General features: G+C 52.3%; 19 protein-coding genes. 6 read left to right on the forward strand and 13 right to left on the reverse strand.

All coding sequences use genetic code 11. The annotated features are described in order from the left end of the window. Positions 1–12: 12 nt before the first annotated feature. The 3 genes from yajC to queA are packed head-to-tail and all read right to left on the reverse strand — an operon-like array spanning position 13 to position 2,621. Complete coding sequence (gene yajC, locus OGV57_RS15530; RefSeq protein WP_003021544.1) at positions 13–345, reverse strand: preprotein translocase subunit YajC; 333 nt, start codon at positions 343–345, stop codon at positions 13–15. Positions 346–367: 22 nt separating this feature from the next. Next, positions 368–1,495, reverse strand: coding sequence for a tRNA guanosine(34) transglycosylase Tgt (tgt, locus tag OGV57_RS15535; protein ID WP_003021535.1), 1,128 nt, complete (start codon positions 1,493–1,495; stop codon positions 368–370). A gap of 55 nt (positions 1,496–1,550) precedes the next feature. Next, positions 1,551–2,621 (reverse strand): tRNA preQ1(34) S-adenosylmethionine ribosyltransferase-isomerase QueA, encoded by a 1,071-nt coding sequence (gene queA, locus OGV57_RS15540; protein ID WP_003021529.1) that lies wholly within the window; start codon positions 2,619–2,621, stop codon positions 1,551–1,553. A gap of 90 nt (positions 2,622–2,711) precedes the next feature. Between queA and acpH the strand changes: the two genes are divergently transcribed. Together acpH and OGV57_RS15550 are read left to right on the forward strand one after the other, a co-directional pair. Next, positions 2,712–3,293 carry an ACP phosphodiesterase gene (gene acpH / locus OGV57_RS15545; protein ID WP_054528146.1) on the forward strand — a complete coding sequence of 194 codons (582 nt, stop codon included), beginning with the start codon at positions 2,712–2,714 and terminating at the stop codon, positions 3,291–3,293. Between the two features lie 168 nt (positions 3,294–3,461). Further along, the gene (locus OGV57_RS15550; protein ID WP_003021524.1) at positions 3,462–4,064 is read left to right on the forward strand and encodes a peroxiredoxin; all 603 of its coding nucleotides are present in this window, start codon (positions 3,462–3,464) and stop codon (positions 4,062–4,064) included. Between the two features lie 165 nt (positions 4,065–4,229). On the opposite strand, the gene OGV57_RS15555 is transcribed toward OGV57_RS15550, so the two are convergent. The 5 genes from OGV57_RS15555 to OGV57_RS15575 form a co-directional block, all read right to left on the reverse strand. Then, positions 4,230–5,204 carry an SEL1-like repeat protein gene (locus OGV57_RS15555; protein ID WP_048233177.1) on the reverse strand — a complete coding sequence of 325 codons (975 nt, stop codon included), beginning with the start codon at positions 5,202–5,204 and terminating at the stop codon, positions 4,230–4,232. 53 nt (positions 5,205–5,257) lie between these two features. Further along, positions 5,258–6,094 (reverse strand): hypothetical protein, encoded by an 837-nt coding sequence (locus tag OGV57_RS15560; RefSeq protein WP_044712861.1) that lies wholly within the window; start codon positions 6,092–6,094, stop codon positions 5,258–5,260. Positions 6,095–6,648: 554 nt separating this feature from the next. Further along, positions 6,649–8,517: an amidohydrolase gene (locus OGV57_RS15565; protein WP_230132419.1), complete on the reverse strand. Its 1,869-nt coding sequence runs from the start codon at positions 8,515–8,517 to the stop codon at positions 6,649–6,651. A gap of 21 nt (positions 8,518–8,538) precedes the next feature. Then, on the reverse strand, positions 8,539–9,084 hold the full coding sequence (locus OGV57_RS15570; protein ID WP_003835991.1) for an antibiotic biosynthesis monooxygenase: 546 nt from the start codon (positions 9,082–9,084) through the stop codon (positions 8,539–8,541). A gap of 173 nt (positions 9,085–9,257) precedes the next feature. Beyond that, on the reverse strand, positions 9,258–9,899 hold the full coding sequence (locus OGV57_RS15575; RefSeq protein WP_054528144.1) for a hydrolase: 642 nt from the start codon (positions 9,897–9,899) through the stop codon (positions 9,258–9,260). A gap of 273 nt (positions 9,900–10,172) precedes the next feature. Between OGV57_RS15575 and OGV57_RS15580 the strand changes: the two genes are divergently transcribed. After that, positions 10,173–11,075 (forward strand): LysR family transcriptional regulator, encoded by a 903-nt coding sequence (locus OGV57_RS15580; RefSeq protein ID WP_049002390.1) that lies wholly within the window; start codon positions 10,173–10,175, stop codon positions 11,073–11,075. On the opposite strand, the gene malZ is transcribed toward OGV57_RS15580, so the two are convergent. From malZ to phoB, 5 genes are all read right to left on the reverse strand, one after another. Beyond that, entirely contained in the window at positions 11,069–12,886 is a 1,818-nt protein-coding gene (gene malZ, locus OGV57_RS15585; RefSeq protein WP_054528143.1) for a maltodextrin glucosidase, read from the reverse strand. The two genes, OGV57_RS15580 and malZ, sit on opposite strands and share 7 nt — an antisense overlap. A gap of 138 nt (positions 12,887–13,024) precedes the next feature. Further along, positions 13,025–14,398 (reverse strand): proline-specific permease ProY, encoded by a 1,374-nt coding sequence (proY, locus tag OGV57_RS15590; protein WP_054528142.1) that lies wholly within the window; start codon positions 14,396–14,398, stop codon positions 13,025–13,027. Positions 14,399–14,479: 81 nt separating this feature from the next. Then, a complete protein-coding gene (gene brnQ, locus OGV57_RS15595) occupies positions 14,480–15,799 on the reverse strand; it encodes a branched-chain amino acid transporter carrier protein BrnQ (protein WP_003021501.1) in 1,320 nt (439 codons plus the stop codon). Between the two features lie 405 nt (positions 15,800–16,204). Continuing rightward, the gene (gene phoR / locus OGV57_RS15600; RefSeq protein ID WP_003021498.1) at positions 16,205–17,500 is read right to left on the reverse strand and encodes a phosphate regulon sensor histidine kinase PhoR; all 1,296 of its coding nucleotides are present in this window, start codon (positions 17,498–17,500) and stop codon (positions 16,205–16,207) included. Between the two features lie 50 nt (positions 17,501–17,550). After that, positions 17,551–18,240: a phosphate response regulator transcription factor PhoB gene (gene phoB / locus OGV57_RS15605; protein ID WP_003021496.1), complete on the reverse strand. Its 690-nt coding sequence runs from the start codon at positions 18,238–18,240 to the stop codon at positions 17,551–17,553. A 190-nt stretch (positions 18,241–18,430) separates the two neighbouring features. Between phoB and sbcD the strand changes: the two genes are divergently transcribed. The 3 genes from sbcD (at position 18,431) to araJ (ending at position 24,138) form a co-directional block, all read left to right on the forward strand. Next, positions 18,431–19,633 carry an exonuclease subunit SbcD gene (gene sbcD / locus OGV57_RS15610; protein ID WP_016149691.1) on the forward strand — a complete coding sequence of 401 codons (1,203 nt, stop codon included), beginning with the start codon at positions 18,431–18,433 and terminating at the stop codon, positions 19,631–19,633. Next, complete coding sequence (sbcC, locus tag OGV57_RS15615) at positions 19,630–22,773, forward strand: exonuclease subunit SbcC (RefSeq protein WP_054528141.1); 3,144 nt, start codon at positions 19,630–19,632, stop codon at positions 22,771–22,773. The genes sbcD and sbcC overlap by 4 nt, the downstream gene beginning before the upstream one ends. A gap of 192 nt (positions 22,774–22,965) precedes the next feature. Then, the gene (gene araJ, locus OGV57_RS15620) at positions 22,966–24,138 is read left to right on the forward strand and encodes an MFS transporter AraJ (protein ID WP_054528673.1); all 1,173 of its coding nucleotides are present in this window, start codon (positions 22,966–22,968) and stop codon (positions 24,136–24,138) included. The last annotated feature ends 2 nt before the right edge of the window (positions 24,139–24,140 follow it).

The raw sequence follows: 24,140 nt of genomic DNA on the forward strand, positions 1-24,140 counted from the left end.
GAAAACAATAAATTACAGCGCCTTCATGGTGCCTTTCGGCAGAACGGCAGCTACGAAATCACGTTTAATAACCACTTCAGTGGTGTCGTTCAGCGCGATAGCGATGTAGCCAGATTCTGCTACTTTGGTCACGCGACCCACCAGACCACCGTTAGTCAGCACTTCATCGCCTTTCGCAATGGAGTTCATCAGATTTTTGTGTTCTTTGGTACGCTTTTGCTGCGGGCGCAGGATCATGAAGTAGAAAATCAGACCAAACACCACCAGCATCAGAATCAGAGACATCGGGCTGCCCTGCGCCGGAGCACCTGTTGCCGCTACCGCATCAGAAATAAAAAAGCTCATTCAAATTCCCTCATTATTAAAATTAATCAACGTTCACAGGTGGAACTGGTCTACCCTGACGTTGGTAAAAATCGGTCACGAAGCTCTCTAATTTACCCTCTTCAATAGCCTTGCGTAAACCCGCCATCAAACGCTGGTAGTAGCGAAGGTTATGAATCGTGTTGAGACGCGCGCCCAATATTTCGTTGCAACGGTCGAGATGATGCAAGTAAGCGCGCGAATAATTGCGACAGGTGTAGCAATCACACTCAGCATCGAGCGGACTGGTGTCGCTTTTATGTTTCGCGTTACGAATTTTTACCACGCCGTCAGTCACAAACAAATGACCATTACGGGCATTTCGCGTTGGCATCACACAGTCAAACATATCGATACCGCGACGCACGCCTTCAACCAGATCTTCTGGTTTACCGACGCCCATCAGGTAACGCGGTTTATCTGCCGGAATCTGCGGGCAAACATGTTCCAGAATGCGGTGCATATCTTCCTTCGGCTCACCGACAGCCAAACCGCCGACAGCGTAGCCATCAAAGCCGATATCTACCAGACCTTTGACGGAGATATCACGTAAATCTTCGTAAACACTGCCCTGAATGATGCCAAAAAGCGCATTTTTGTTGCCGAGGCTATCAAAACGGTCACGGCTGCGCTTCGCCCAACGCAGAGACATCTCCATCGAGCGTTTAGCATAGTCCCAGTCGGCCGGATACGGTGTACATTCGTCGAAGATCATCACGATATCGGAACCGAGATCGTATTGAATCTCCATCGACTTCTCGGGATCGAGGAAAATCGGATCGCCGTTGATCGGGTTACGGAAATGCACGCCTTGTTCGGTTATCTTCCGGATATCGCCCAGGCTGAACACCTGGAAGCCGCCAGAATCGGTGAGGATCGGCCCTTTCCACTGCATAAAATCGTGCAGATCGCCGTGCAGTTTCATGATTTCCTGCCCCGGGCGCAGCCACAGGTGGAAAGTGTTGCCGAGGATGATCTGTGCGCCGGTCGCTTCAACTTCTTCCGGCGTCATGCCTTTTACTGTGCCGTAAGTACCGACCGGCATAAAAGCAGGCGTTTCTACTACGCCACGATCAAAAACCAGGCGGCCGCGGCGAGCGCGACCGTCTGTGGTATCCAGTTCAAATTTCATCTTCACTCCTGCGTCAGAAAAACAGTCCGACGTTTTAAACACTCATGCCGGAAACTTATTCCCCGACACGCTCAGAAATAGCCTGCGGATTGTACGTGATAAACATCGCATCCCCGTAACTAAAAAAGCGATATTCCGCTTTTACCGCTTCATGATAGGCGTGCATGGTGTTTTTATAACCAGCAAATGCGGAAACCAGCATAATCAGTGTCGATTCCGGCAGGTGGAAGTTGGTGACCAGAGCATCAATCACCTGATATTTATAGCCTGGATAAATAAAGATTTGTGTATCGCCGAAGAACGGCTCGATTAGATCGTTTTTGGCCGCCTGCGCCGCACTTTCCAGTGAACGCACGGAGGTGGTGCCCACCGCAATCACACGGTTACCGCGCGCTTTCGCCGCCAGCACCGCGTCCACCACATCCTGCGGCACTTCCGCATATTCGGAGTGCATAATGTGGTCTTCAATAGTGTCTACGCGCACCGGCTGGAAAGTACCCGCTCCAACGTGCAGGGTGACGAACGCCATTTCAATGCCTTTATCGCGCAGTTTAGCCAGCAGCGGATCGTCAAAATGCAGACCCGCGGTCGGCGCAGCGACGGCACCCGGTTTTTCGCTGTACACGGTCTGGTACAGCTCGCGGTCGGCGTCTTCATCCGGACGGTCGATATACGGCGGCAACGGCATATGGCCAATCGCGTTGAGGATATCCAGCACGCTGCGTTCGTCGTTAAACTCAACTTCAAACAGCGCGTCATGGCGCGCCACCATCGTTGCTTTAATGCTTTCGTCATCGCCCAGCAGCAGCTCGGCGCCCGGTTTCGGCGCTTTCGAGGCACGAATATGCGCCAGAATACGTTTGTCATCCAGCATACGCTCGACCAGCACTTCAATTTTACCGCCGCTGGCTTTACGACCAAACAGACGCGCAGGAATGACGCGGGTGTTGTTAAAGACCAGCAAATCGCCAGGGTTGAGCTTATCGAGCAAATCGGTGAAAGTACCGTGCGTCAGCGCGCCCGTCGGCCCGTCCAAAGACAGCAAGCGACAGCTACTGCGCTCAGCTTGCGGATAGTGGGCAATCAGGGATTCGGGTAGTTCAAAGGTGAAATCGGTAACGCGCATGACACTGACTCAGACTAAAATAAGAGGCGGGTAGTCTAGTGCCGGGGCGTTCTCCCTGCAACCTTTACCCCTCTGGATAAACATTTAACTATGAATTTTCTTGCACATTTGCATCTCGCTCACCTTGCCGACAGTTCGCTTTCCGGCAATCTGCTGGCCGATTTTGTCCGGGGTAATCCGGAAACGCACTACTCGCCTGATGTGGTAGAAGGCATCTTCATGCATCGTCGTATCGACGTGATGACAGATAACCTGCCGCAGGTGCGTGAAGCCAAAGAATGGTTTCGTAGCGAAACGCGCCGCGTCGCGCCGATTACGCTGGATGTCATGTGGGATCATTTTCTGTCGCGCCACTGGTCGGAGATCTCCCCTGACTTCCCGCTGACGGACTTTGTGCGCTATGCCCGTGCCCAGGTAACCACTATTTTGCCGGAATCGCCGCCACGCTTTATCAATCTGAATAACTATATATGGTCAGAGAAATGGCTTGAGCGCTACCGGGACATGGATTTTATCCAGAACGTCCTGAACGGCATGGCCAGCCGCCGTCCACGGCTCGATGCCCTACGCGACTCATGGTATGACCTCAATACGCATTACGATGCGTTAGAAGAACGATTCTGGCAGTTTTATCCGCAAATGATGGACCAGGCGCGGCGTAAAACCCTTTGATTGCAACCCGCATTCCCCGCCGGATAAGCCGTAGCCGTCATCCGGCAAAAGATTGATAGACAAAACCTGTCTCATTGATTGCCAGCGCCTCTTTGTCTTATTCACGAACACTCTCTATACTGGCCCGCGTTGCGTTCCAAAAACCCCTTAACATTGCAGGAGAATTATATGGTACTGGTAACTCGTCAGGCTCCGGATTTCACAGCAGCTGCGGTACTGGGTAGCGGTGAGATCGTTGAAAACTTCAACTTCAAACAGCATACCAACGGTAAAACTACCGTTCTGTTCTTCTGGCCGATGGACTTCACCTTCGTTTGCCCGTCTGAACTGATCGCATTCGACAAACGTTACGAAGAATTCCAGAAGCGCGGCGTTGAAGTTGTTGGCGTTTCCTTCGACTCTGAATTTGTCCACAACGCATGGCGTAACACCCCTGTCGACAAAGGCGGCATCGGTGCAGTGAAATACGCAATGGTTGCTGACATCAAACGCGAAATCCAGAAAGCCTACGGCATCGAGCACCCGGAAGCTGGCGTTGCTCTGCGCGGTTCTTTCCTGATCGACGCTAACGGCGTTGTTCGCCACCAGGTGGTTAACGATCTGCCGCTGGGCCGCAACATCGACGAAATGCTGCGCATGGTTGACGCGCTGCAGTTCCACGAAGAGCACGGCGACGTATGCCCGGCACAGTGGGAAAAAGGTAAAGAAGGTATGAACGCGTCTCCGGACGGCGTAGCAAAATACCTGACCGAGAACGTTTCCAGCCTGTAATTGGCATGAATCGACAAAAGGCCCGCTAGTGCGGGCCTTTTTCTGATGTCAGAACTCGGAATGCCCGATGGCGCTGCGCGTATTGGCCCTACGCGAGCAGACACTTGTTGTCTCATTATACGGCCGATGAATAATCGCATACAGGTACAAACCAAACGTTGAACATCAAGGCGCCGGCGGAACCGCATCCATTTGAACCTCCCAGGAATAGTAGTCATCCTCAACCAACGTTTCTTTGATTTTTGACGCCAGCGCGACACTTCTCTCTATCTCTATTTTCGTCATTTGTAGCGGAATCAGATTTTTTAAGTTAACGTTGTTATATTCATTCAGAATATTTTCTTTATATCTTTCCGAAGCATGTCTTTTGTAACCTTCTTTATTAAAATAGATAAAGGAATCGTTAGCAATCATAGACCATGCATATGCCATTTCAATATCTCGTTTAACGCTAACACCATAAAAATAAAACTCACTCAATCTTATTTGTGCATACTGAGAACCGTGAATTCCACTCACCTTATAAGCAGAAAAACTATCTTCAAGCTCTTCTCTTGTTAAATTATCTATTCTGTTTTCCAGAGAATTTAGCTGCTTATTATTACTATCTTTATACGAAAAACCGGAAGGAAATAAAATGCAATCAGCCAGATAAGAATGGATATGATAGCCTCCCTTTATGGCGTAACGAGTATAACGAATCAACCTTTTTCGTACATCTTGTGCTAACGGGTTGAAGGTCGAATTTGTCTCACCCGCACTCCATAAAAGGCCATTAGCAGCAAGCCTGCTCGCCAAGGGATACTGTAAATCAGCTAGTCGGGTGATAAATTCACTATAATTCATATTAAATACATCAGGCCGTCGAAGAGACAAACCATCATAACTCACTAATCTGTGAGCATTGCTCCTGATGAAATCATCTAAAACATCATCGTCACCAACTTCTTTCTGAATTCTGGCATACTGAATCATAGCATTTTTATCCCACAACCAGGCATGACGAATCAATTCAATAAGTTCTGTTTCATCCTCAATTTGTGGTATTTCTGGTGTTATAGCCTCTACCATTTTCCATGAATACTCAACTGTCCATAACTTATCTTGCGGAAGTAATGCGGCCGCGATGACATAATCCATATAAATTTCCTTTAGTCGCTATGAATGATATAATTTATCAACATCCAGAACATTCAAACAAAATTCAAATCATCATAGTTAAACACATCACTGGTAACGGTCCTATCTAACTTCTCACCATTTCGATATTTTCTGCATGGCCAGATCTGACCATCAACTAAGCTTTCATACTCTCTATCATTTGAAAATCGTTTCTTCACTTTACTTCCGGATTTATAGCCCCATAATAATAGCTCTTGCTTTCCAAACAAATCTATTGCTACATAATCATTCACTGTTTTTCTATATTTGCAGTCTTCCAATCCGGGGCCATAGTTAAATGACGCATAAACCATTTGGCCAATAACATATGCTGATGATTCATGTCTGGAAAATGCGCGAGCAATACACTCCCCACCACTACGCTGATCTAAATCATCACTTTCATATCGACCAGATCGGCAACTATGTAATACCAAATAACCCTTTTCAGGATTCCAGATTAAATTTTCAAGAGATTCAACCACCTCAGCCGTAATATGCTCCCCCTTCTTAATTGATATCCTATCTGGATTGCTGTGAGCAAAAATATGAATTTCACACAAATCATATTTAGGTTGACCTGATTTATTTAGCTTGCAAATATCATAGAATATCGCGGTCCAAATTTTTTCGAAGTCGGCCAAACTCTTGAAGATCATCGGTCCTTTTACTTCACCTTTGGGATACTTAGATTCAAGCCGCTTTTTCTTGAATTCCGCCGCTTTCAACATCTCGGCACCACCGTGTCCACCATAGGCTATCATCACGTCATATCGAATAGGTCGTGAAATTGCAACATGAACAACATTGGGTTCACCATTGTCATTTGATCTTCTGGTTTTTCCTAAAGATATATCATTTACTGGCATTTCAGCTCCTACAATTACAATTACAATTACAATTACAATTACAATTACAAATGCTTTACTACCCAACTAAACGCGTCACCAATAATATTCATTTAATTAATAACAACTCATTATTGTAATTAATCACGCATTATTTTAACTTATGGTTAGTAATATTGTGTGAGCTACCTTCATATTTTGATTGATTTAATTATGCAATCAAGCTTTGATAGCCAATAATAAAAAATAAAATTTACACTTTACAAACAATACAAATAATCATAAGAACTACATTCTTACATTGAAAATATAACTATGTTGGTGCGGATAGAGAAGATTACACGGCCCCGGCTTTACGCCGTAGTAAGAATGGCATAGCGACCTTTAGGAAGATGGTTTTGTGGCAACCGTAGACAATTGGCTGTAGCAAAGCGAAATGCAGATGTATGAACCCCATTGCCTGATGGCACTCAGCATAGCAGGCTTACAAGGATTATCTAACTTATCGAAGTTGCGATTCTTTGTTGGCCGGATAAGACGCAAAGCGTCACCATCCGGCATTAAAAACGTTACAGTCAGAACGCGAAACAGGAACAGCCAAGCGCCCCCCAGAAAGCCCGGTCATCTGACACCGGAATGCCTGATTGACGCGCAATATCATGCTGATGACCGTGTACGCCACAGCTACCACAGCACTGATGCATCTGCACCATTGCGCCAATTTTAGCCGCAGCAGGCGGCGCTGAGCGATAGTGCCCCGGCACCTTCACCACCGGCGACCAGTCCGGCACAACCGGGATGGCTGGTGGTGCCAGCGGGGTGAAATGCCCTGCCGCATACACGACTTTGCCATCGACAATGGTCATCACTGACTCAATGCCTTTGATCTCTTCTTCCGCCACGTTGAAGTAATCTTTAGACAGCACCACCAGGTCGGCCAGTTGATCTTTCTCGATTCGCCCTTTCTTACCCTGCTCACTGGAGAACCAGGCGCTGCCAGCGGTCCACAGTTCCAGCGCCACGTCGCGCGGCAAGCGGTTGTTATCATCGTACATCGCCATACCGCCAACGGTGCGGCCCGAAACCAGCCAGTAGAGCGCGGTCCACGGGTTGTAGCTAGCCACACGGGTGGCGTCAGTCCCCAGCCCTACCGGAACTTCAGCCGCCAGCATTTTCGCCACCGGCGGCGTGTGTTTGACCGCATCTTTGCCATAACGATCGACAAAATATTCGCCCTGGAACGCCATTCGGTGCTGAACAGCAATCCCGCCGCCCAGCGCTTTAACGCGCTCGATATTCCGTTCAGTAATGGTTTCGGCATGATCGAAGAACCAGTGCAGGCCATTGAACGGGATATCACGATTCACCTTCTCAAACACGTCCAACATGCGGCTGATAGATTCATCGTAGGTGGCGTGCAGGCGGAACGGCCAGCGGTGCTCCACCAGGTGTCGCACCACGCGCTCCAGCTCATCTTCCATACCCTCCGGCAAGTCCGGGCGCGGCTGGAGAAAATCTTCAAAATCCGCTGCCGAAAAAACCAGCATTTCCCCGGCCCCATTGGCGCGGTAGAAGTCGGTCCCCTGCCCCGGTTTGAGCATATCGGTCCAACGTTCAAAGTCTTCCAGTTCCTGTTTTGGACGCTGGGTAAACAGGTTGTAGGCAATACGCACCGTCATCTGCTTGTTGGCGTGTAACTGCTCAATGATCTCGTAATCTTCCGGATAGTTCTGGAAGCCGCCGCCCGCATCGATGGCGCTGGTCAGCCCCAGGCGGTTCAGTTCACGCATAAACTGGCGGGTCGAGTTAACCTGCATTTCCAGCGGCAGTTTGGGTCCTTTTGCCAGCGTCGAATAAAGGATCATGGCGTTTGGTTTAGCGATCAACATCCCGGTCGGGTTGCCGTTGCTATCACGCACAATCTCACCGCCCGCCGGATCCGGCGTCGCTTTGGTGTAGCCAACGGCTTTCAGCGCAGCGCGGTTCAGCAAAGCCCGGTCGTAGAGATGCAGAACAAAAACCGGGGTATCCGGAGCAGCTTCATTCAGTTCTTCCAGGGTTGGCATGCGACGTTCGGCAAACTGGAATTCGCTCCAGCCGCCCACCACGCGTACCCATTGCGGCGACGGCGTTCTGTCCGCCTGGTCTTTGAGCATACGTAGGGCGTCCGCCAGCGACGGCACGCCTTCCCAACGTAATTCCAGGTTGTAATTCAGTCCACCACGAATAAGGTGCAGGTGCGAATCGTTCAGGCCCGGGATCACCGTATGTCCTTGCAGATCGACAACCTGCGTCCCTTCGGCAGCAAAGCTCATTACCTGCTCGTGGCTACCAGTCGCCAGGATCTTTCCGTTGGCAATCGCCACCGCCTCGACCTGCGGGCGTTGCCTATCGAGAGTATGAATTTTTCCGTGAGTCAGAATCAGTGTGGCAGTTTGCGACATAACAATCTCCTGAGATACCGGTCAGGCTTTTTTCAGCCATCCGGCAAACAGACGGGTTACGATGGGCATCCAGAACCAGACCACCAGCGCAACCACACAGGCATCATTGATGAGATGCAGGAGTAACGAGCCCTTCATTGCAGGCAGCACAATGCCGGTCAACCACGGCACCAGATTGGTGCTAGGAAATATCACCAGCAGGGTTATCAGAAACTGTTTCCAGCGTTTGGGCTGGCGTACATGGGGCGCTGGTGGCGTAAACCAGAATGCCGCTTCGGTACGAATTTCGGTTTTATCACCTTCCGCCAGCAGTGGGGCAATCTCTTCCACCAGCACACGGCGCGTATCGGACTGGGTCCAGTTATACAGATGCTCAAGCGTGTCGAAGCGAATAATGATATTCCACAGGTTGTCGCCATCCGCAGGGCGAATCACGTTCGCCCCGAGATGACCGGGAAACTCGGCCGCCACCGGCATAATTTTCCCCAGCCATTGCTCATACCGCTGCGCCTGCTCAGGCAGCAGGGTGTGGGTAATCACCAACGTCACATGTTTGTTCTGCGCCATGAAGGATTCCTTGTTGAGAGGAAACAGGCCGCTTAGGCCAGGAAAGCAATACACAAAATCATTCATGGTGCATCGAGGCGGCAAGGTTGTGGATCCCCGGGAGCTTACATAAGTCAGTGACTGGGGTACGCAAGCGAAGCCAACAAAGATGCAACATGAAGAATGACGTGTATTTAGGCTTTACGTTCTGGCGCGCCATGCACCATGGTATAGGCATAATCCACGCCCATACCGTAGGCACCGCTGTGCTCGCGTACCAGATCCATGACGGCGTCGTAGGTTTCTTTGCGAGACCAGTCGCGCTGGTACTCAAGAAGAACCTGTTGCCAGGTTACGGGTACGGCACCAGCCTGTACCATGCGATCGATAGAACGCTCATGGGCATCCACGGACGTGCCGCCGGAAGTGTCGGTCACCACATATACTTCATAACCCGCTTCCAGCGCCATCAGTGCCGGGAAAGTCAGGCAGACTTCGGTCCACAGCGCGGAGATAATCAGTTTTTTGCGCCCAGTCGCTTCCACGGCCTTCACAAACGCCGCATCTTCCCAGGAGTTCATTGAGGTGCGTTCAATGAGTTTTACATCAGGATGAACCGCTAACAGTTCTGGCCAGATATATCCGCTAAAACTTTTCGTTTCTACAGAAGTATAAATCACCGGAACATTGAATATTTTCCCGGCTTTCGCTAATGCCACGGTATTATTTTTTAAAGTCTGGCGATCGATATTCGCTACACCAAATGACATTTGCGGCTGATGATCAATAAAAATAAGCGTAGAGTTTTGAGGGTCAATCAGTTCCCGAATAGACATATCACACCTTCTTAATCAATAAGTTAAAAGGCAACGGTCTGTATCTGCCGTCAGCAGCAGGATCCTGAATCAGAAAGCTTGTTGAGTATAGCGGGAAATTTCTAACGAGTTATTAAAGAAAACTTACCATCCTGTGAAACTATTAATTCTGTGTTGCGATATATCCTAAACAACATCAAAAAAATGCGCATGATTCATCTAATTTATTCACTGGCATTGTTTTTCTTCATTCGGTACAACAGAAGGGTTTAATTTTCAGGATCTTTTCTGCCTATGCGCATTAATCTGGATGTTTTGCTTATTCTCGACGCACTCGACAAACAGGGTTCATTTGCCGCGGCGGCCGAATCGCTGTTTAAAACGCCTGCGGCACTCAGCTATATGATTCAAAAGCTGGAAAGCGACCTGAATATCGAGTTGCTTGACCGTTCCGGACACCGGGCTAAATTTACCGACACCGGACAGATGATGCTGGAAAAGGGACGTTTATTGCTAAGTGCGGCAAAAGATCTCGAAAAACAGGCGGTACAGCTGAGTTCAGGCTGGGAAAAAGAGCTGGCGATTGCGCTGGACGACTCCTTTCCTTTCGCCTCGCTGTTACCCATTATCGATGAATTTCACGCGCTGAATAAGCAAACCCGCCTCAGTTTTACCCATCATACGCTGGCGGGTTCCTGGGAGGAGCTGACCCATAATGGAGCAGATATTATTCTGGGGGCGATTAATGAACCACCAACGTCAGCGGCCTGGTCCTACAAAATGCTCGGTACATTGGACAATGTATTTGTCGTGGCACCTGAGCATCCGCTGGCCGCAGCACCTGATGGCCTGACCAACGAGCAGTTGTGCCTGCATCGGGCGATTGTTATCAGCGACAGCGCCCGCTTCTGCCATCCGTTACAAACCAATCTGCTGGAGGAGCAGGCGCAGATCCGTGTCGATGACTTCCACAGTAAAGTGATGCTACTGCGAGCCGGCATGGGCTGCGGATTTCTCCCCCGCCATATTGCCAGCCCGTGGCTTGCTACGGGCGAGCTGGTGGAAAAAACAGTTATCTCATTTCGCCAAAAAGACGTGGCCTATATGGCATGGCGTAATAACCGTGATGGGCTGGCGCAGCGCTGGTGGCGAGACGCGCTGCTGGCAAGCCCGGCGATTGCGCACTTATATCAATGACCTGACCATACAGAGGCGGAAATCGCCGGCAACGTCAGGATATCGTCGGCAAGCACACCTGTGCCCTCTTTGTGCTGCCAATGACTCACGCTCAGTAATGGCGAGGCTGGCAGGACCACTTCACAAGCCTGGCCACGGTTAATCGCCACTAACACGCGCTGGCGGTTTAGCACCCGTACAAACACCACCACGTTATCCTCGGCGTAAATCACCTGACAACCACCGTGGCGTAGCGCCTGGCTCTGGTGGCGTAATTTTGCCAGCCGCTGGTACAACGCCAGCAGGTTAGCGTCCTGTTTTTCAGGCTGCCATGGGAAAGGTTTGCGGCAAAACGGATCGTTGTTGCCATCCAGCCCCACTTCGTCGCCGTAGTAAATACAGGGCACGCCAGGCCAGGTAAATAGCCACACCACCGCCAGCGGTAAACGTGCGACGTCTTTACCGAGCAGAGACTTAAAGCGAGCGGTATCGTGGCTGTCGAGCTGGTTAAACATGCGCAATTGCTGTTGATGCGACAACCCCGCGCGGTAGTTATCCATCCACGCCATACAGGTCTGAGCGTCAATAGATTGTGGGTCGTATGAAATATCGGTATTGGCGAGGAATCCCCAGAGAGGGAAAGTAAAGCCGCGATAGTTCATGGCGGCATCTTCCGCGTCGGCCTGCAACCACTGGCGAGCATCGCCAAAATGTTCACCCACCACATACGCCTCTGGCTGGGTTTCTTTTGCCGCCTGCGTAATGCCGGCCACGTGTTGTAGGTTGTTACGTGCGCCTCCTGCTTCTCCCAGCATGTGCACCACATCAAGACGCCAGCCGTCCATACTCCACGGCGCTTTCAGCCAGTGACGGACGATACTGTCTTCGCCGCGATAAATTTCATTTACTAGGCTTTCCGAAGAAAAGTCCAGCTTGGGCAAGCTGGAATACCCCAGCCAGTCGAGCGCAACGCCGTCGGCTGAGAAATGATACCAGTCGCGCCAGGGGGATTCTGGGTTATGGCACGCCCCATCCGTTCCCCTACTATGCCGGTCAAACCAGGCGTGCGAATCGCCGCTATGGTTAAAAACACCGTCCAGAATCAAGCGCATGCCCTGCTGTTGGGTGTTGTGCCGCAGGCGTAGCAGCGCCGTGTCGCCGCCAAATTGCGGATCAACATGACGGTAATCTTCGGTATCGTATTTATGCACGCTCGGCGCGGTAAACACAGGATTCAGGTACAGCGCCGTGACCCCTAACGTTTTCAGGTACGGTAGCTTTTCGCTGATGCCGTCCATATCGCCGCCATAGAACGTGGAGCCACCGGCCTGAGCCGTAAGCGGTTCGTCCCATTCGCGCCGCACGATGTCGTGCCCGGCCGCGTGGTGATAATAGACGTTATCCTGGCCCGCTTCACGCGACTGGCTGCGGGCAAAACGGTCCGGGAAAATTTGGTAAAAGACCTGGTCAGCGACCCACTGCGGACCGTTATCCGGCACATCGACGGCAAACTGCTCCAGACGCGCAGGCGGAAAACGGCTGAATCCCTGTGGGGTGAACCACAACTGACGATCGAGCCAAAGTAATTTAAAGCTATAGCGTCGACGAGGCTGCCCGCTGGAGAGATCAATCGCCGCTCGCCACGCGGTCACACCCGGCTGCGGCTGGCTGCGCTGCTTGTGCATAGCCAGCGAAATCTCTTCGTTATCGTTTTCTGCGCGTAGCGTCACCCGCTGGGGTGGATTTTCCCCCGCCAGCCATAATGTAATCGTCAGTTGATCTTTGTTTTGCTTAACAAATGGGGCAACCGGAAGGTGCCAGGCGTTCAACATCACGTATCCCCTTTGATGATAATGACGTCACCTTGCCATAGCGAAGTGCAGGATCACTCATCATCTTAACGTTTATTGGGGGAGGAGTTCGGGGGAGGAGAAAATTGCCGGGTAACGCAAAGCTACCCGGCAAAAATATTACTGTGCTTCAGCCAGTTGGCGCTCGCGACGGCGCTTGAATCCCCAGCCGAGCAGCAGCAGGACAATCCACGCAAAGCCGACATACAGCGAAATGCGGGTATCCGGATGATAGCCGATAAGCGCGATGATAAAGACCAGGAAAATCAGGCCAACAATGGTCGTCGTTACCCCACCCGGTACTTTAAATTTCAGCGCTTTGACCTCTTCTGGCGGCAGACGACGACGGAAAGCAATCTGCGACAGCAGGATCATAATCCACACCCAAACCGTGGCGAACGTTGCCAAAGAGGCGATCACCAGGAAGACGTTTTCCGGCATGATGTAGTTAAGATAAACCGCAAACAGCAGCGCGATGGTCATCACCATCACCGTAACCCACGGCACGCCACGACGCGACGTCTTGGCAAACATTTTTGGGGCACTGCCCTGCTCCGCCATGCCGTGTAGCATACGTCCCACACCGAAGACGTCAGAGTTAATTGCCGACAGCGACGCAGTCAGAACCACAAAGTTGAGGATCCCGGCAGCAAAGGTAATGCCCATATGCTGGAACGTCATAACGAACGGGCTACCGTCGGTACCCACCTGGTTCCACGGGTAGATAGACATAATGACGAACAACGTCCCCACATAAAACACCAGGATACGCATTGGTACGGAATTGATAGCGCGCGGAATAGATTTTTCCGGGTCTTTGGCTTCGCCTGCGGTAATCCCGATAATCTCAATCCCGCCGTAAGCGAACATCACCATTTGCAGCGACATCACCATGCCGAGCCAGCCGTTGCTGAAGAAGCCACCGTTGCTCCATAAGTTATGGATACCGGTCGGTTGCCCGCCGTTGCCAATCCCCCAAATGATGATACCGAAACCAGCGACAATCATGATGATAATGGTGGCGACTTTGAAGAACGAGAACCAGAACTCCAGCTCGCCAAACACCTTCACGCTCATCAGGTTGATGGCGCAGATAATCAGCACTACGCTGAGTACCCAAATCCAGTGCGGTACGGCCGGGAACCAGACGCCCATGTAAATACCAAAGGCAGTCACATCGGCAATGGCGACAATCAGGATTTCAAAACAATAGGTCCAGCCGGTGATATAGCCTGCCAGCGGTCCGAGGTTTTCCTGCGCATAGCGCGAGAAGGAGCTGGCTGCAGGGTTATGAACAGACATTTCGCCCAGCGCGCGCATAATAATATACGCCGCTACGCCGCCGATAATATAGGCCAGCAACACGCTTGGCCCCGCCATTTTGATGGCATCGGCCGAGCCATAGAACAGCCCGGTACCAATTGCTGAACCTAATGCCATAAAGCGGATGTGCCGGGTGCTCAGCCCACGCTTTAGCTTGTTATTACTTTCCATCGATTCCTAACCTGTTAACACAATAAAAAAACCACGGGGCCATGTTAATAGCCCCGTGGTTAAAACTTATTGTCAGTGATATTAGTGTGCGCTGGAGGTCACTTGTCGACCCGCGGCGCGATCCCAGATAACTGCCAGGACCACCATCACGACTGTTGGCATCAACCACGCCAGCCCCTGCTCCGCCAGCGGTAAACGCTGGGTCCAGGCCGGTAACACGTCGCCAATTGCAGAAGCTTTAATGCCATCAAGGATACCAAAAATCAGGCTGATAAACATCGCAGGTGCAATGACGCGGGAAGAATTATGCCACCATGAGCGGGTAAAGCTTAATACAACCAGTGCGATACATGGCGGATAGATAGCCGTCAGCACCGGAATAGAGATCTGAATCAGATGGCTCAGACCCAGGTTAGAAACCACCATCGAGAAGCCGCCGAGGATAAATACCAGCGTACGATAAGACAGTGGAACGTACTGGGCAAAGAACTCTGCGCACGCACAGGTCAAGCCAACCGCGGTGACCAGACAGGCGATGAAAATCAGCGCCGCCAGCAGGAAGCTTCCTGCACCGCCAAAGGTGTGCTGAACATACGCATGCAGAATCGCCGCGCCGTTAGCAGACTGATCGACCAGAATCGCGCTATCTGAACCCAGACGGAACAGCGCGAGATACAGCAGCGTTAAGCCCACACCCGCCATTAAACCCGCCCAAACGGTGTAACGGGTCAGCAGACGTGCTTCAGTAACACCACGCGAGCGAGCGGCGTTAACGATAACAATACCAAACACCATCGCGCCCAGCGTATCCATGGTCAGATACCCGTTCACGAAGCCATTAGAAAATGCCGCAGTTTGGTAGGCTTCCATCGCATTACTGATCGGGCCTGCTGGCCAGACGATTGCGGCGACAGACAGAACAACCAGCGCCAGGATTTTCAGCGGCGCCAGGAAATTACCCACCGTATCCAGCAGTTTGCCCGGATACAGCGAAACCAGAATCACAATCGCGAAATAGATAACGCTATAGATAAACAGCGGCAGCGCAGAGTCTCCGGTCAGCGGTGCAATCCCGACTTCGAAAGAGACCGTCGCGGTACGCGGGGTAGCAAATAACGGCCCAACGGCCAGATAGCAAACAGTCGCCAGTAGCAGACCAGCAACTTTACCGATAGGTGTGCTCAGTCGGTCCACACCACCACCGACTTTCGCCAGCGCGACAACGGTAAGTACCGGCAGGCCAACGGCGGTAATCAAAAAGCCAAAAGCCGCAGTCCAGACGTGTTCACCTGCCTGCAAACCAACCATTGGGGGGAAGATGATGTTTCCTGCACCAACGAACAGTGCAAATGTCATAAATCCCAAAGCGATAATATCGCGCGATTTTAACTGATGGGTCATAAAGTCTTACTGCCTGTGGATGTGGTGTTGAAAATAGTAAATTTTTGCCTTTCCCTGGGGGACAATACAGCGGCATTTTTGCTCAATTCCAGCGGGAAACACTCCCGACCTGGCGCGGCGAAGAATAGTTTTTCGATTTACCGCGTAAATGCAGTCGGTATGACAGCATCTGGAGCGCAATTTAAACGCTTATAACGTTTTAAAGCAAGGTGGGATCCAAAAACCAGAACAATATAGCGATATGAAAAATGGGGTTAGCACAAAACACCATTTCATGGAAAAAGGTATGGGTAATAGTTCGAACAAAAAACAATCAAACGTCGTAAAATTCAGGAGTCATATATTGACCGCATAGAAAAAGCCAGCTTGTGCTGGCTTTTGGAAAGATAATCTTACGAATGTGCTTTAACCGTTACTTTTGGCAATCAAACGTTCCGGGATCACGAAACTAAATCGCGTCCCTTTGCCTGGTTCGCTTTCGATATTCAAACGGCTGTCGTGATGATGCAGCGCATGTTTCACGATGGCAAGGCCCAACCCGCTACCGCCCGTTTGCCGCGATCGCGCCTTATCTACCCGATAAAAACGCTCGGTCAAACGTGGAATATGCTCGGCGGCAATGCCTGGACCGTTGTCTTCCACACAAAATTCCGCCCCCGAGACCACATGCTGCCAGCGTACGGTAATGTGCGTTCCCGCTGGTGTGTGGTTCACCGCGTTGTACACGAGATTCGAGATAGCGCTACGCAACTGCTCCTCGTTGCCCCGCACGTTCAGGCTGTTATCGACATCAAAGGTAAACGTATGTTTATGCTGGCTCAGGGTTTGCGCTTCGTGCTCGATCACGCGCAGCATCATGGGCACATCGACTTTCTCATTCAGTTGCAACGTCGGAGCAGCTTCAATTTTTGACAGCGTCAGCAGCTGCTTCACCAGGCCTTCCATACGGTACGTTTGTTCGCGCATGGTATGCAGCGCTTTTTCGCGCGTTGTCCCTTCCAGCGGATGCTCCTGCATCATTTCCAGATAACCTTGCAGCACCGTCAGCGGTGTGCGCAGCTCATGGCTGGCGTTGGCGAAAAAGTTTCGCCGTGAACCTTCCAGTTGGTGCATCTGGGTAACGTCGCGCGCCACCATCAGCAGTTGCTTATCCGTGTAGGGCATCACGCGAATTTCCAGATGCCGTCCGGTATTGAGCACCAGATTGATAGGCCGGCTAAAGTCGCGCGTTTTCAGATATTGTGTGAATTCCGGGTATCGCAGCAGGTTAAGAATATTTTGCCCGCTATCGTCCGGCCAGCGCAGTCCCAGAACCTGCTGAGCCAGTCCGTTACACCAGAAGATACCGCCTTCTTCGGTGGTCAATACCACCGCGTCGGGTAGTGATTCCGCCCCGCTGCGAAAACGTTTGATCAGGTTACCCAGTTCTCGACGGCGTTTTTTGTTGCGCAGCTGCATTTGATGCAGCCCATATAACAACGGCTCCCAACTGCCTCGCCCCGGCGGCGGCGTCATGCTTCTGTCGACCCATAGCCACCAGGACAAACGTAATAGATTCCAGAAATGCCAGATAAGCAGGCCCGTTACCGACGCCAGTAAAAACCAGGGCAGGTAACCGAAAAAAGCGCTAAGGATAAATGCCGGTATGCAGCACAGGATCAGCTCCAGTACCAACCTTTTCCATGACAATCGTTCTAGCAAACGTCTTACTCCATAAACGGCCTAATCCATCAGGCCCTGATTCTTGTCAGTCAGAAGCGGGTCGAAAAACGATATCCCGTCCCGCGAACTGTCTGCACCATTCGATCGTGTCCGCTGTGCTCCAGCGCTTTACGTAAGCGGCGGATATGCACATCCACTGTCCGGTCTTCCACGTAGACATTGGTTCCCCAGACATGATTGAGGAGTTGTTCACGGCTGTAGACGCGCTCAGGGTGGGTCATAAAGAAGTGCAACAGTTTGAATTCGGTCGGCCCCATATCCAGCGGATCCTCGCCGGTCATCACGCGATGCGAGGTCGGATCAAGGCTTAGCCCCTGCATCTCAATAACCTCTTCCACCGCCATCGGTGAAATACGACGCAGAACCGCTTTAATACGCGCCACCAGCTCCTTGGGAGAAAACGGCTTGGTAATATAATCATCCGCACCGGTTTCCAGCCCCCGGACGCGGTCTTCCTCTTCACCTCTCGCCGTCAGCATCATCACGGGGATATCCCGCGTCATGGCTTCGCGCTTGAGATGTTTAATAAATTGCAGACCCGAGCCGCCGGGAAGCATCCAGTCAAGCAGGACGAGATCCGGCCAGGGTTCATTGAGTTGGTTCACAGCACTGTCATAGTCTTCGGCTTCTACGGGTTGAAAACCGTTTTGCTCGAGCACGAAGCAGACCATTTCACGAATTGGAGCTTCATCTTCTACGACCAGAATACGTCTCGCCATGATTTGCCCTGTTTATAATTAAATCGTTTGCCATCAATACGGTGCCATTATGCGTCAGTTTTATGACAGATTTATGAAAAGATAGCCCAGGTTTAACGCAGCCCGGCGAATTATGACAGCCCGGAGACAAGATATTACCGTCCTTGAAAGGTTATAATCCCCACCACTGTTTTATCGTCATGGAACTCTTATGCGCATCCTTCACACGTCTGACTGGCATCTGGGCCAAAATTTCTACAGCAAGAGCCGCGCCGCTGAACATCAGGCCTTTCTCGACTGGCTGCTGGAAACGGCACAATCCCATCAGGTGGATGCCATTATTGTGGCGGGTGATATTTTCGATACCGGCTCACCGCCAAGCTACGCCCGTGAGCTGTATAACCGTTTTGTCGTTAATTTACAGCAAACCGGGTGTCATCTGGTGGTGCTGGCAGGCAACCACGACTCCGTCGCCACACTCAATGAATCCCGCGATATACTGGCGTTTCTCAACACCACGGTCGTTGCCAGCGCCGGCCATGCGCCGCAGGTACTGTCGCAACGTGACGGCACGCCGGGGGCAATTCTGTGCCCGGTTCCTTTTTTACGTCCACGCGACATTATTACCAGCCAGGCCGGGCTAACCGGGCAAGAAAAACAGCAACATTTGCTGTCAGCCATCACCGACTATTACCAGCAGCAGTATCAGGATGCCTGCACGCTGCGTGGTGATCAGAATCTGCCCATCATCGCGACCGGGCATTTGACCACCGTCGGCGCCAGTAAAAGTGACGCCGTCCGTGACATTTATATCGGTACGCTGGACGCCTTCCCAGCACAAAACTTCCCTCCGGCGGACTACATCGCGCTGGGCCATATTCACCGGGCGCAGGTTATCGGTGGCACGGAGCATATTCGCTACTGCGGCTCGCCGATCGCTCTCAGTTTTGACGAGTGCGGCAAAAACAAATGCGTGCATCTGGTGAGCTTTGAAGCAGGGAAACTCAACGCCGTCGAGAATCTCACCGTACCGGTCACCCAGCCGCTTGCGGTACTGAAAGGCGATCTCGCCGCCATTACCGCCCAGCTTGAGCAGTGGCGCAACGTACAGCAAGAGCCGCCTGTGTGGCTGGATATTGAAATTACCACCGATGACTATCTGCATGATATGCAGCGTAAAATCCAGGCCTTGACCGAAGATTTACCGGTAGAGGTGTTATTGGTGCGCCGCAGTCGCGAACAGCGCGAACGCATTATGGCCAATGAACGTCGTGAAACATTAAGCGAGCTGAGCGTGGCGGAGGTTTTTGACCGCCGCCTGGCGCTGGAAGAACTCGAAGAACCGCAGCGCGAGCGGCTTAATCAGCTGTTTAGCGCAACCGTACAGACGCTTGCCGGGGAGGCTGAAGCATGAAAATTCTCAGCCTGCGCCTGAAAAATCTCAACTCCCTGAAGGGAGAATGGAAAGTCGATTTCACGGCAGAACCTTTTGCCAGCAACGGGCTGTTCGCTATCACCGGGCCCACAGGCGCGGGGAAAACCACCCTGCTGGACGCAATTTGCCTTGCGCTGTACCACGAAACGCCGCGCCTGAATACTGTGTCACAGTCGCAAAACGACCTGATGACCCGCGACACAGCGGAGTGTCTGGCCGAGGTGGAATTTGAAGTGCGGGGCGAAGCCTACCGCGCATTCTGGAGCCAGAACCGGGCGCGTAATCAGCCAGAGGGCAACCTGCAGGTTCCGCGCGTTGAGCTGGCCCGCTGCGCCGACGGTAAAATCCTCGCTGATAAAGTCAAAGACAAGCTGGAGATGACCGCCGAGCTTACCGGGCTGGATTACGGCCGTTTTACCCGTTCCATGCTGCTCTCTCAGGGCCAGTTTGCCGCATTTCTCAATGCCAAACCAAAAGAGCGCGCCGAGCTGCTCGAAGAGTTAACCGGTACTGAGATCTACGGTCAAATCTCCGCCATGGTGTTTGAAAAGCACAAATCAGCGCGTACGGAGCTGGAAAAACTGCAGGCCCAGGCCAGCGGCGTGGCGCTGTTAGCGCCAGAGCAGGTGCAATCTCTGACAGAAAGTTTGCAGGTACTTACTGACGAAGAAAAACAATACCTTACCAGCCAACAAACCCAGCAACAGCACCTCAACTGGCTCATTCGGCAAAATGAGCTACAAACGGATATAAACCGCCACCAGCAGGCATTACAGGCAGCGCTTCAGGCGCAAGAAGACGCGCAGCCGCAGTTGGCGGCACTGAGTCTGGCACTGCCGGCCAGGGCGTTACGCCCGCACTGGGAGCGAATTCAGGAACAAACGGCTACCATCGAGCGTACGCGCCAGAAGATTCAGGAAGTGAATGCTCGCTTACAAAGCAGCTTAACGCTGCGCGGGCGTATTCGTCAGCAGGCGAAAATGCAGTCGACCTTGATGCTAGCCGAACAACAGACGTTAACCGACTGGCTTAATGAGCATGATCGCTTCCGCTTATGGAGTAGCGAACTGGCAGGATGGAAAGCGCTGCTGGCCCAACAGTCCGACGCCAGCACCCAGCTACGCCAATGGCAGCAGCTGCGAGAAAACGACACGCGTAAGCTCAATGCACTAACGCTTCCCGCGCTGACCCTTTCGCCGCAGGAGGTAACGGATGCGCTGGCGCAACATGTGCAGCTTCGTCCGTTACGCCAGCGGCTGAGCAATTTACACGGGCAAATCACCCCGAAGCAAAAACAACTGGCACAGTTACGCGCCACGCTTGTACAGCATCAACAAGAGTTGACCCAGCGCAACGCGGTGCTTGCCGAAAAACGTCAGCGCTATAAAGATAAAAATCAGCAACTTACTGATGTGAGAGTCATTTGCGAGCAAGAAGCCCGCATCAAAGATCTGGAAAGCCAACGGGCATTGTTGCAATCCGGCATGCCTTGCCCGCTATGCGGCTCCACCGCACATCCGGCGATTGAACGCTATCAAACGCTCGAACTGAGCGTGAATCAGACGCGGCGTGAGGCACTGGAAAAAGAGGTCAAAACGCTGGCCGATGAGGGTTCAACGCTACGCGGCCAGCTTGAGGCGATAACCCAGCAACTTCAGCGGGATGAACGCGAAGCACAGACGCTTTCTCAGGAGGAGCAAGCACTTACTCAAGAGTGGCTGACCGTCACCGCCAGCCTCAACGTCACGCTACAACCGCAGGATGACATTGCCCCGTGGCTGGCCGCTCAGGAAGAGCACGAACAACAGCTTCACCAGTTGAGCCTGCGTCATACCCTGCAGGCGCAAATCACCGCGCATACCGAGCAGATTACCCAGCTCCAGCTGCATATTGACCAGCGCCAGGCGACGCTAACCGCCGAGCTTTCCCGCTATGGTCTGGCCCTTCCACCCGAGGATGACGTCGCCTCATGGCTAAGCGAACGGGCGAACGAAGCACAAATGTGGCAACAGCGTCAGAATGAACTGACCGAGTTACAGGCACGGATTGCCCAGCTTGCGCCGCTGCTGGAAACGTTGCCTGAAACCGAGGCGCTTTCTGAAAACATTGAGGATTTGTCGCTGGAAAACTGGCGGCAGGTGCACGACGATTGCCTCTCTTTACAGGGACAGTGGCAAACCTTGCAACAGCAGGAGGCGCAGGACGTTCAGCGCGCCGCGGAAATCCAGGCGCAGTTTGATGCCGCATTGCAGGCCAGCATCTTTGCCGATCGCGACGCCTTTATTGCCGCCCTGCTGGACGAAGAGACCTTTAATCGCCTGGAGCAGTTGAAGCAATCACTGGAAGGCCAGCGACAGCAGGCGCAAACGCTGGTTAATCAGGCCCAGCAGGCACTGGCGGCTCATCAACAGCAGCAACCAACAGAAGTGGATCTCACGCTGACGGCGCAGCATCTGCACGACGCGCTGGCGCAGCTCACCCAACTGCTACGCGATAACACTACTCGTCAGGGCGAAATTCGCCAGCAGCTCAAACAAGATGCTGAAAACCGCCAGCAGCAGCAGGCGCTGATGCAGGAGATTGAAAAAGTCGCGCAGCAGGTCGAAGACTGGGGGTATTTGAATGCACTGATCGGCTCGAAAGAGGGAGATAAGTTCCGCAAATTTGCCCAGGGGCTGACGCTGGATAACCTCGTCTGGCTTGCCAACAACCAGTTAACCCGTCTGCACGGTCGCTATTTGTTGCAGCGCAAGGCCAGCGAAGCGTTAGAGCTGGAAGTGGTTGATACCTGGCAGGCCGATGCCGTACGTGATACGCGTACGCTTTCCGGCGGCGAGAGCTTCCTCGTGAGTCTGGCGCTGGCGCTGGCGTTGTCCGATCTGGTCAGCCACAAAACCCGAATTGACTCCCTGTTCCTCGACGAAGGTTTCGGCACGCTGGACAGTGAAACGCTGGATACCGCCCTGGACGCGCTTGATGCGCTCAACGCTACCGGTAAAACCATTGGCGTGATCAGCCACGTCGAAGCAATGAAAGAACGCATTCCGGTGCAGATCAAGGTGAAAAAAATCAACGGTCTGGGCTACAGCAAACTCGACAAAATGTTTGCGGTGGAGTAATCGGCCAGCGAATGTGGTGTCACAGGCCGGATAAGCGCTAACGCTATCCGGCACGCTATGTAGCACAATATTGCATACTCAGGGACGGATATGAAATGGCATTCCACTTCGCTTATCCGCAAGCTATCGCTATTGGCGGCGAACGTTCGTCGCTATGACGCATATCCTGCGTCTTTCTTGTTGGCAGGTGGTATGAAAAAAGTCATTTTCTCTTTAGCGCTCGGAACATTTGGGCTGGGCATGGCCGAGTTTGGCATCATGGGTGTCCTCACTGAGCTGGCGCGGGACGTGGGAATTTCCATTCCTGCCGCTGGCCATATGATTTCGTTTTACGCCTTTGGCGTAGTGCTTGGCGCGCCCATTATTGCGCTCTTTTCCAATCGCTTTTCGCTCAAACATATTTTGCTGTTTCTGGTCACCCTGTGCGTGATTGGCAACGCCATCTTCACCCTCTCTTCCTCGTATTTTATGCTGGCGGTGGGCAGGCTGGTTTCCGGCTTCCCTCATGGCGCATTTTTCGGCGTGGGCGCGATTATCCTGTCGAAGCTAGCCCGTCCAGGAAAAGTCACCGCCGCCGTCGCGGGCATGATTTCGGGGATGACCGTTGCCAATCTGGTTGGCATTCCCGTCGGCACCTGGCTGAGCCAGGAATTTAGCTGGCGCTACACGTTTCTGCTGATAGCCGTCTTTAATATCGCCGTAATGGTCTCGGTCGCTTTTTGGGTCCCCAACATTAGCGATGAGGTAAAAGGGAAACTGCGCGAACAATTTCACTTTTTGAAAAGCCCCGCCCCATGGTTCATTTTTTCCGCCACCATGTTTGGGAACGCCGGGGTTTTCGCCTGGTTCAGCTACGTCAAACCGTACATGATGTATATCTCCGGCTTCTCCGAGGCGCTAATGACCTTCATCATGATGCTGGTGGGATTGGGAATGGTGTTAGGAAATCTGCTAAGCGGTAGGCTGTCAGGCCGTTATACGCCGCTGCGAATTGCGGTAATAACCGACTTCGTGATTGTGCTGGCTCTGCTGCTGCTCTTTGCCTTTGGCGGCATCAAAGCCGCGTCGCTGACCTTCGCTTTCATTTGCTGCGCGGGTCTGTTTGCTCTGTCGGCGCCGTTGCAAATTTTGCTGCTGCAAAATGCTAAAGGGGGAGAACTACTGGGCGCGGCTGGCGGGCAAATTGCCTTCAATCTCGGCAGCGCGATTGGCGCGTACTGCGGTGGCATGATGCTGACGCTGGGATTTGCCTACAACTACGTGACGCTGCCGGCTGCGCTGCTGTCGTTTTCTGCGATGTCCTCGCTGCTGCTCTATGGTCGCCTGAAGCGCGGCGTGCAACAACAGGTTGCACCCGCGACATAACA

This window comes from Citrobacter sp. Cf087, assembly GCF_030334285.1.
Taxonomy (GTDB): domain Bacteria; phylum Pseudomonadota; class Gammaproteobacteria; order Enterobacterales; family Enterobacteriaceae; genus Citrobacter; species Citrobacter freundii.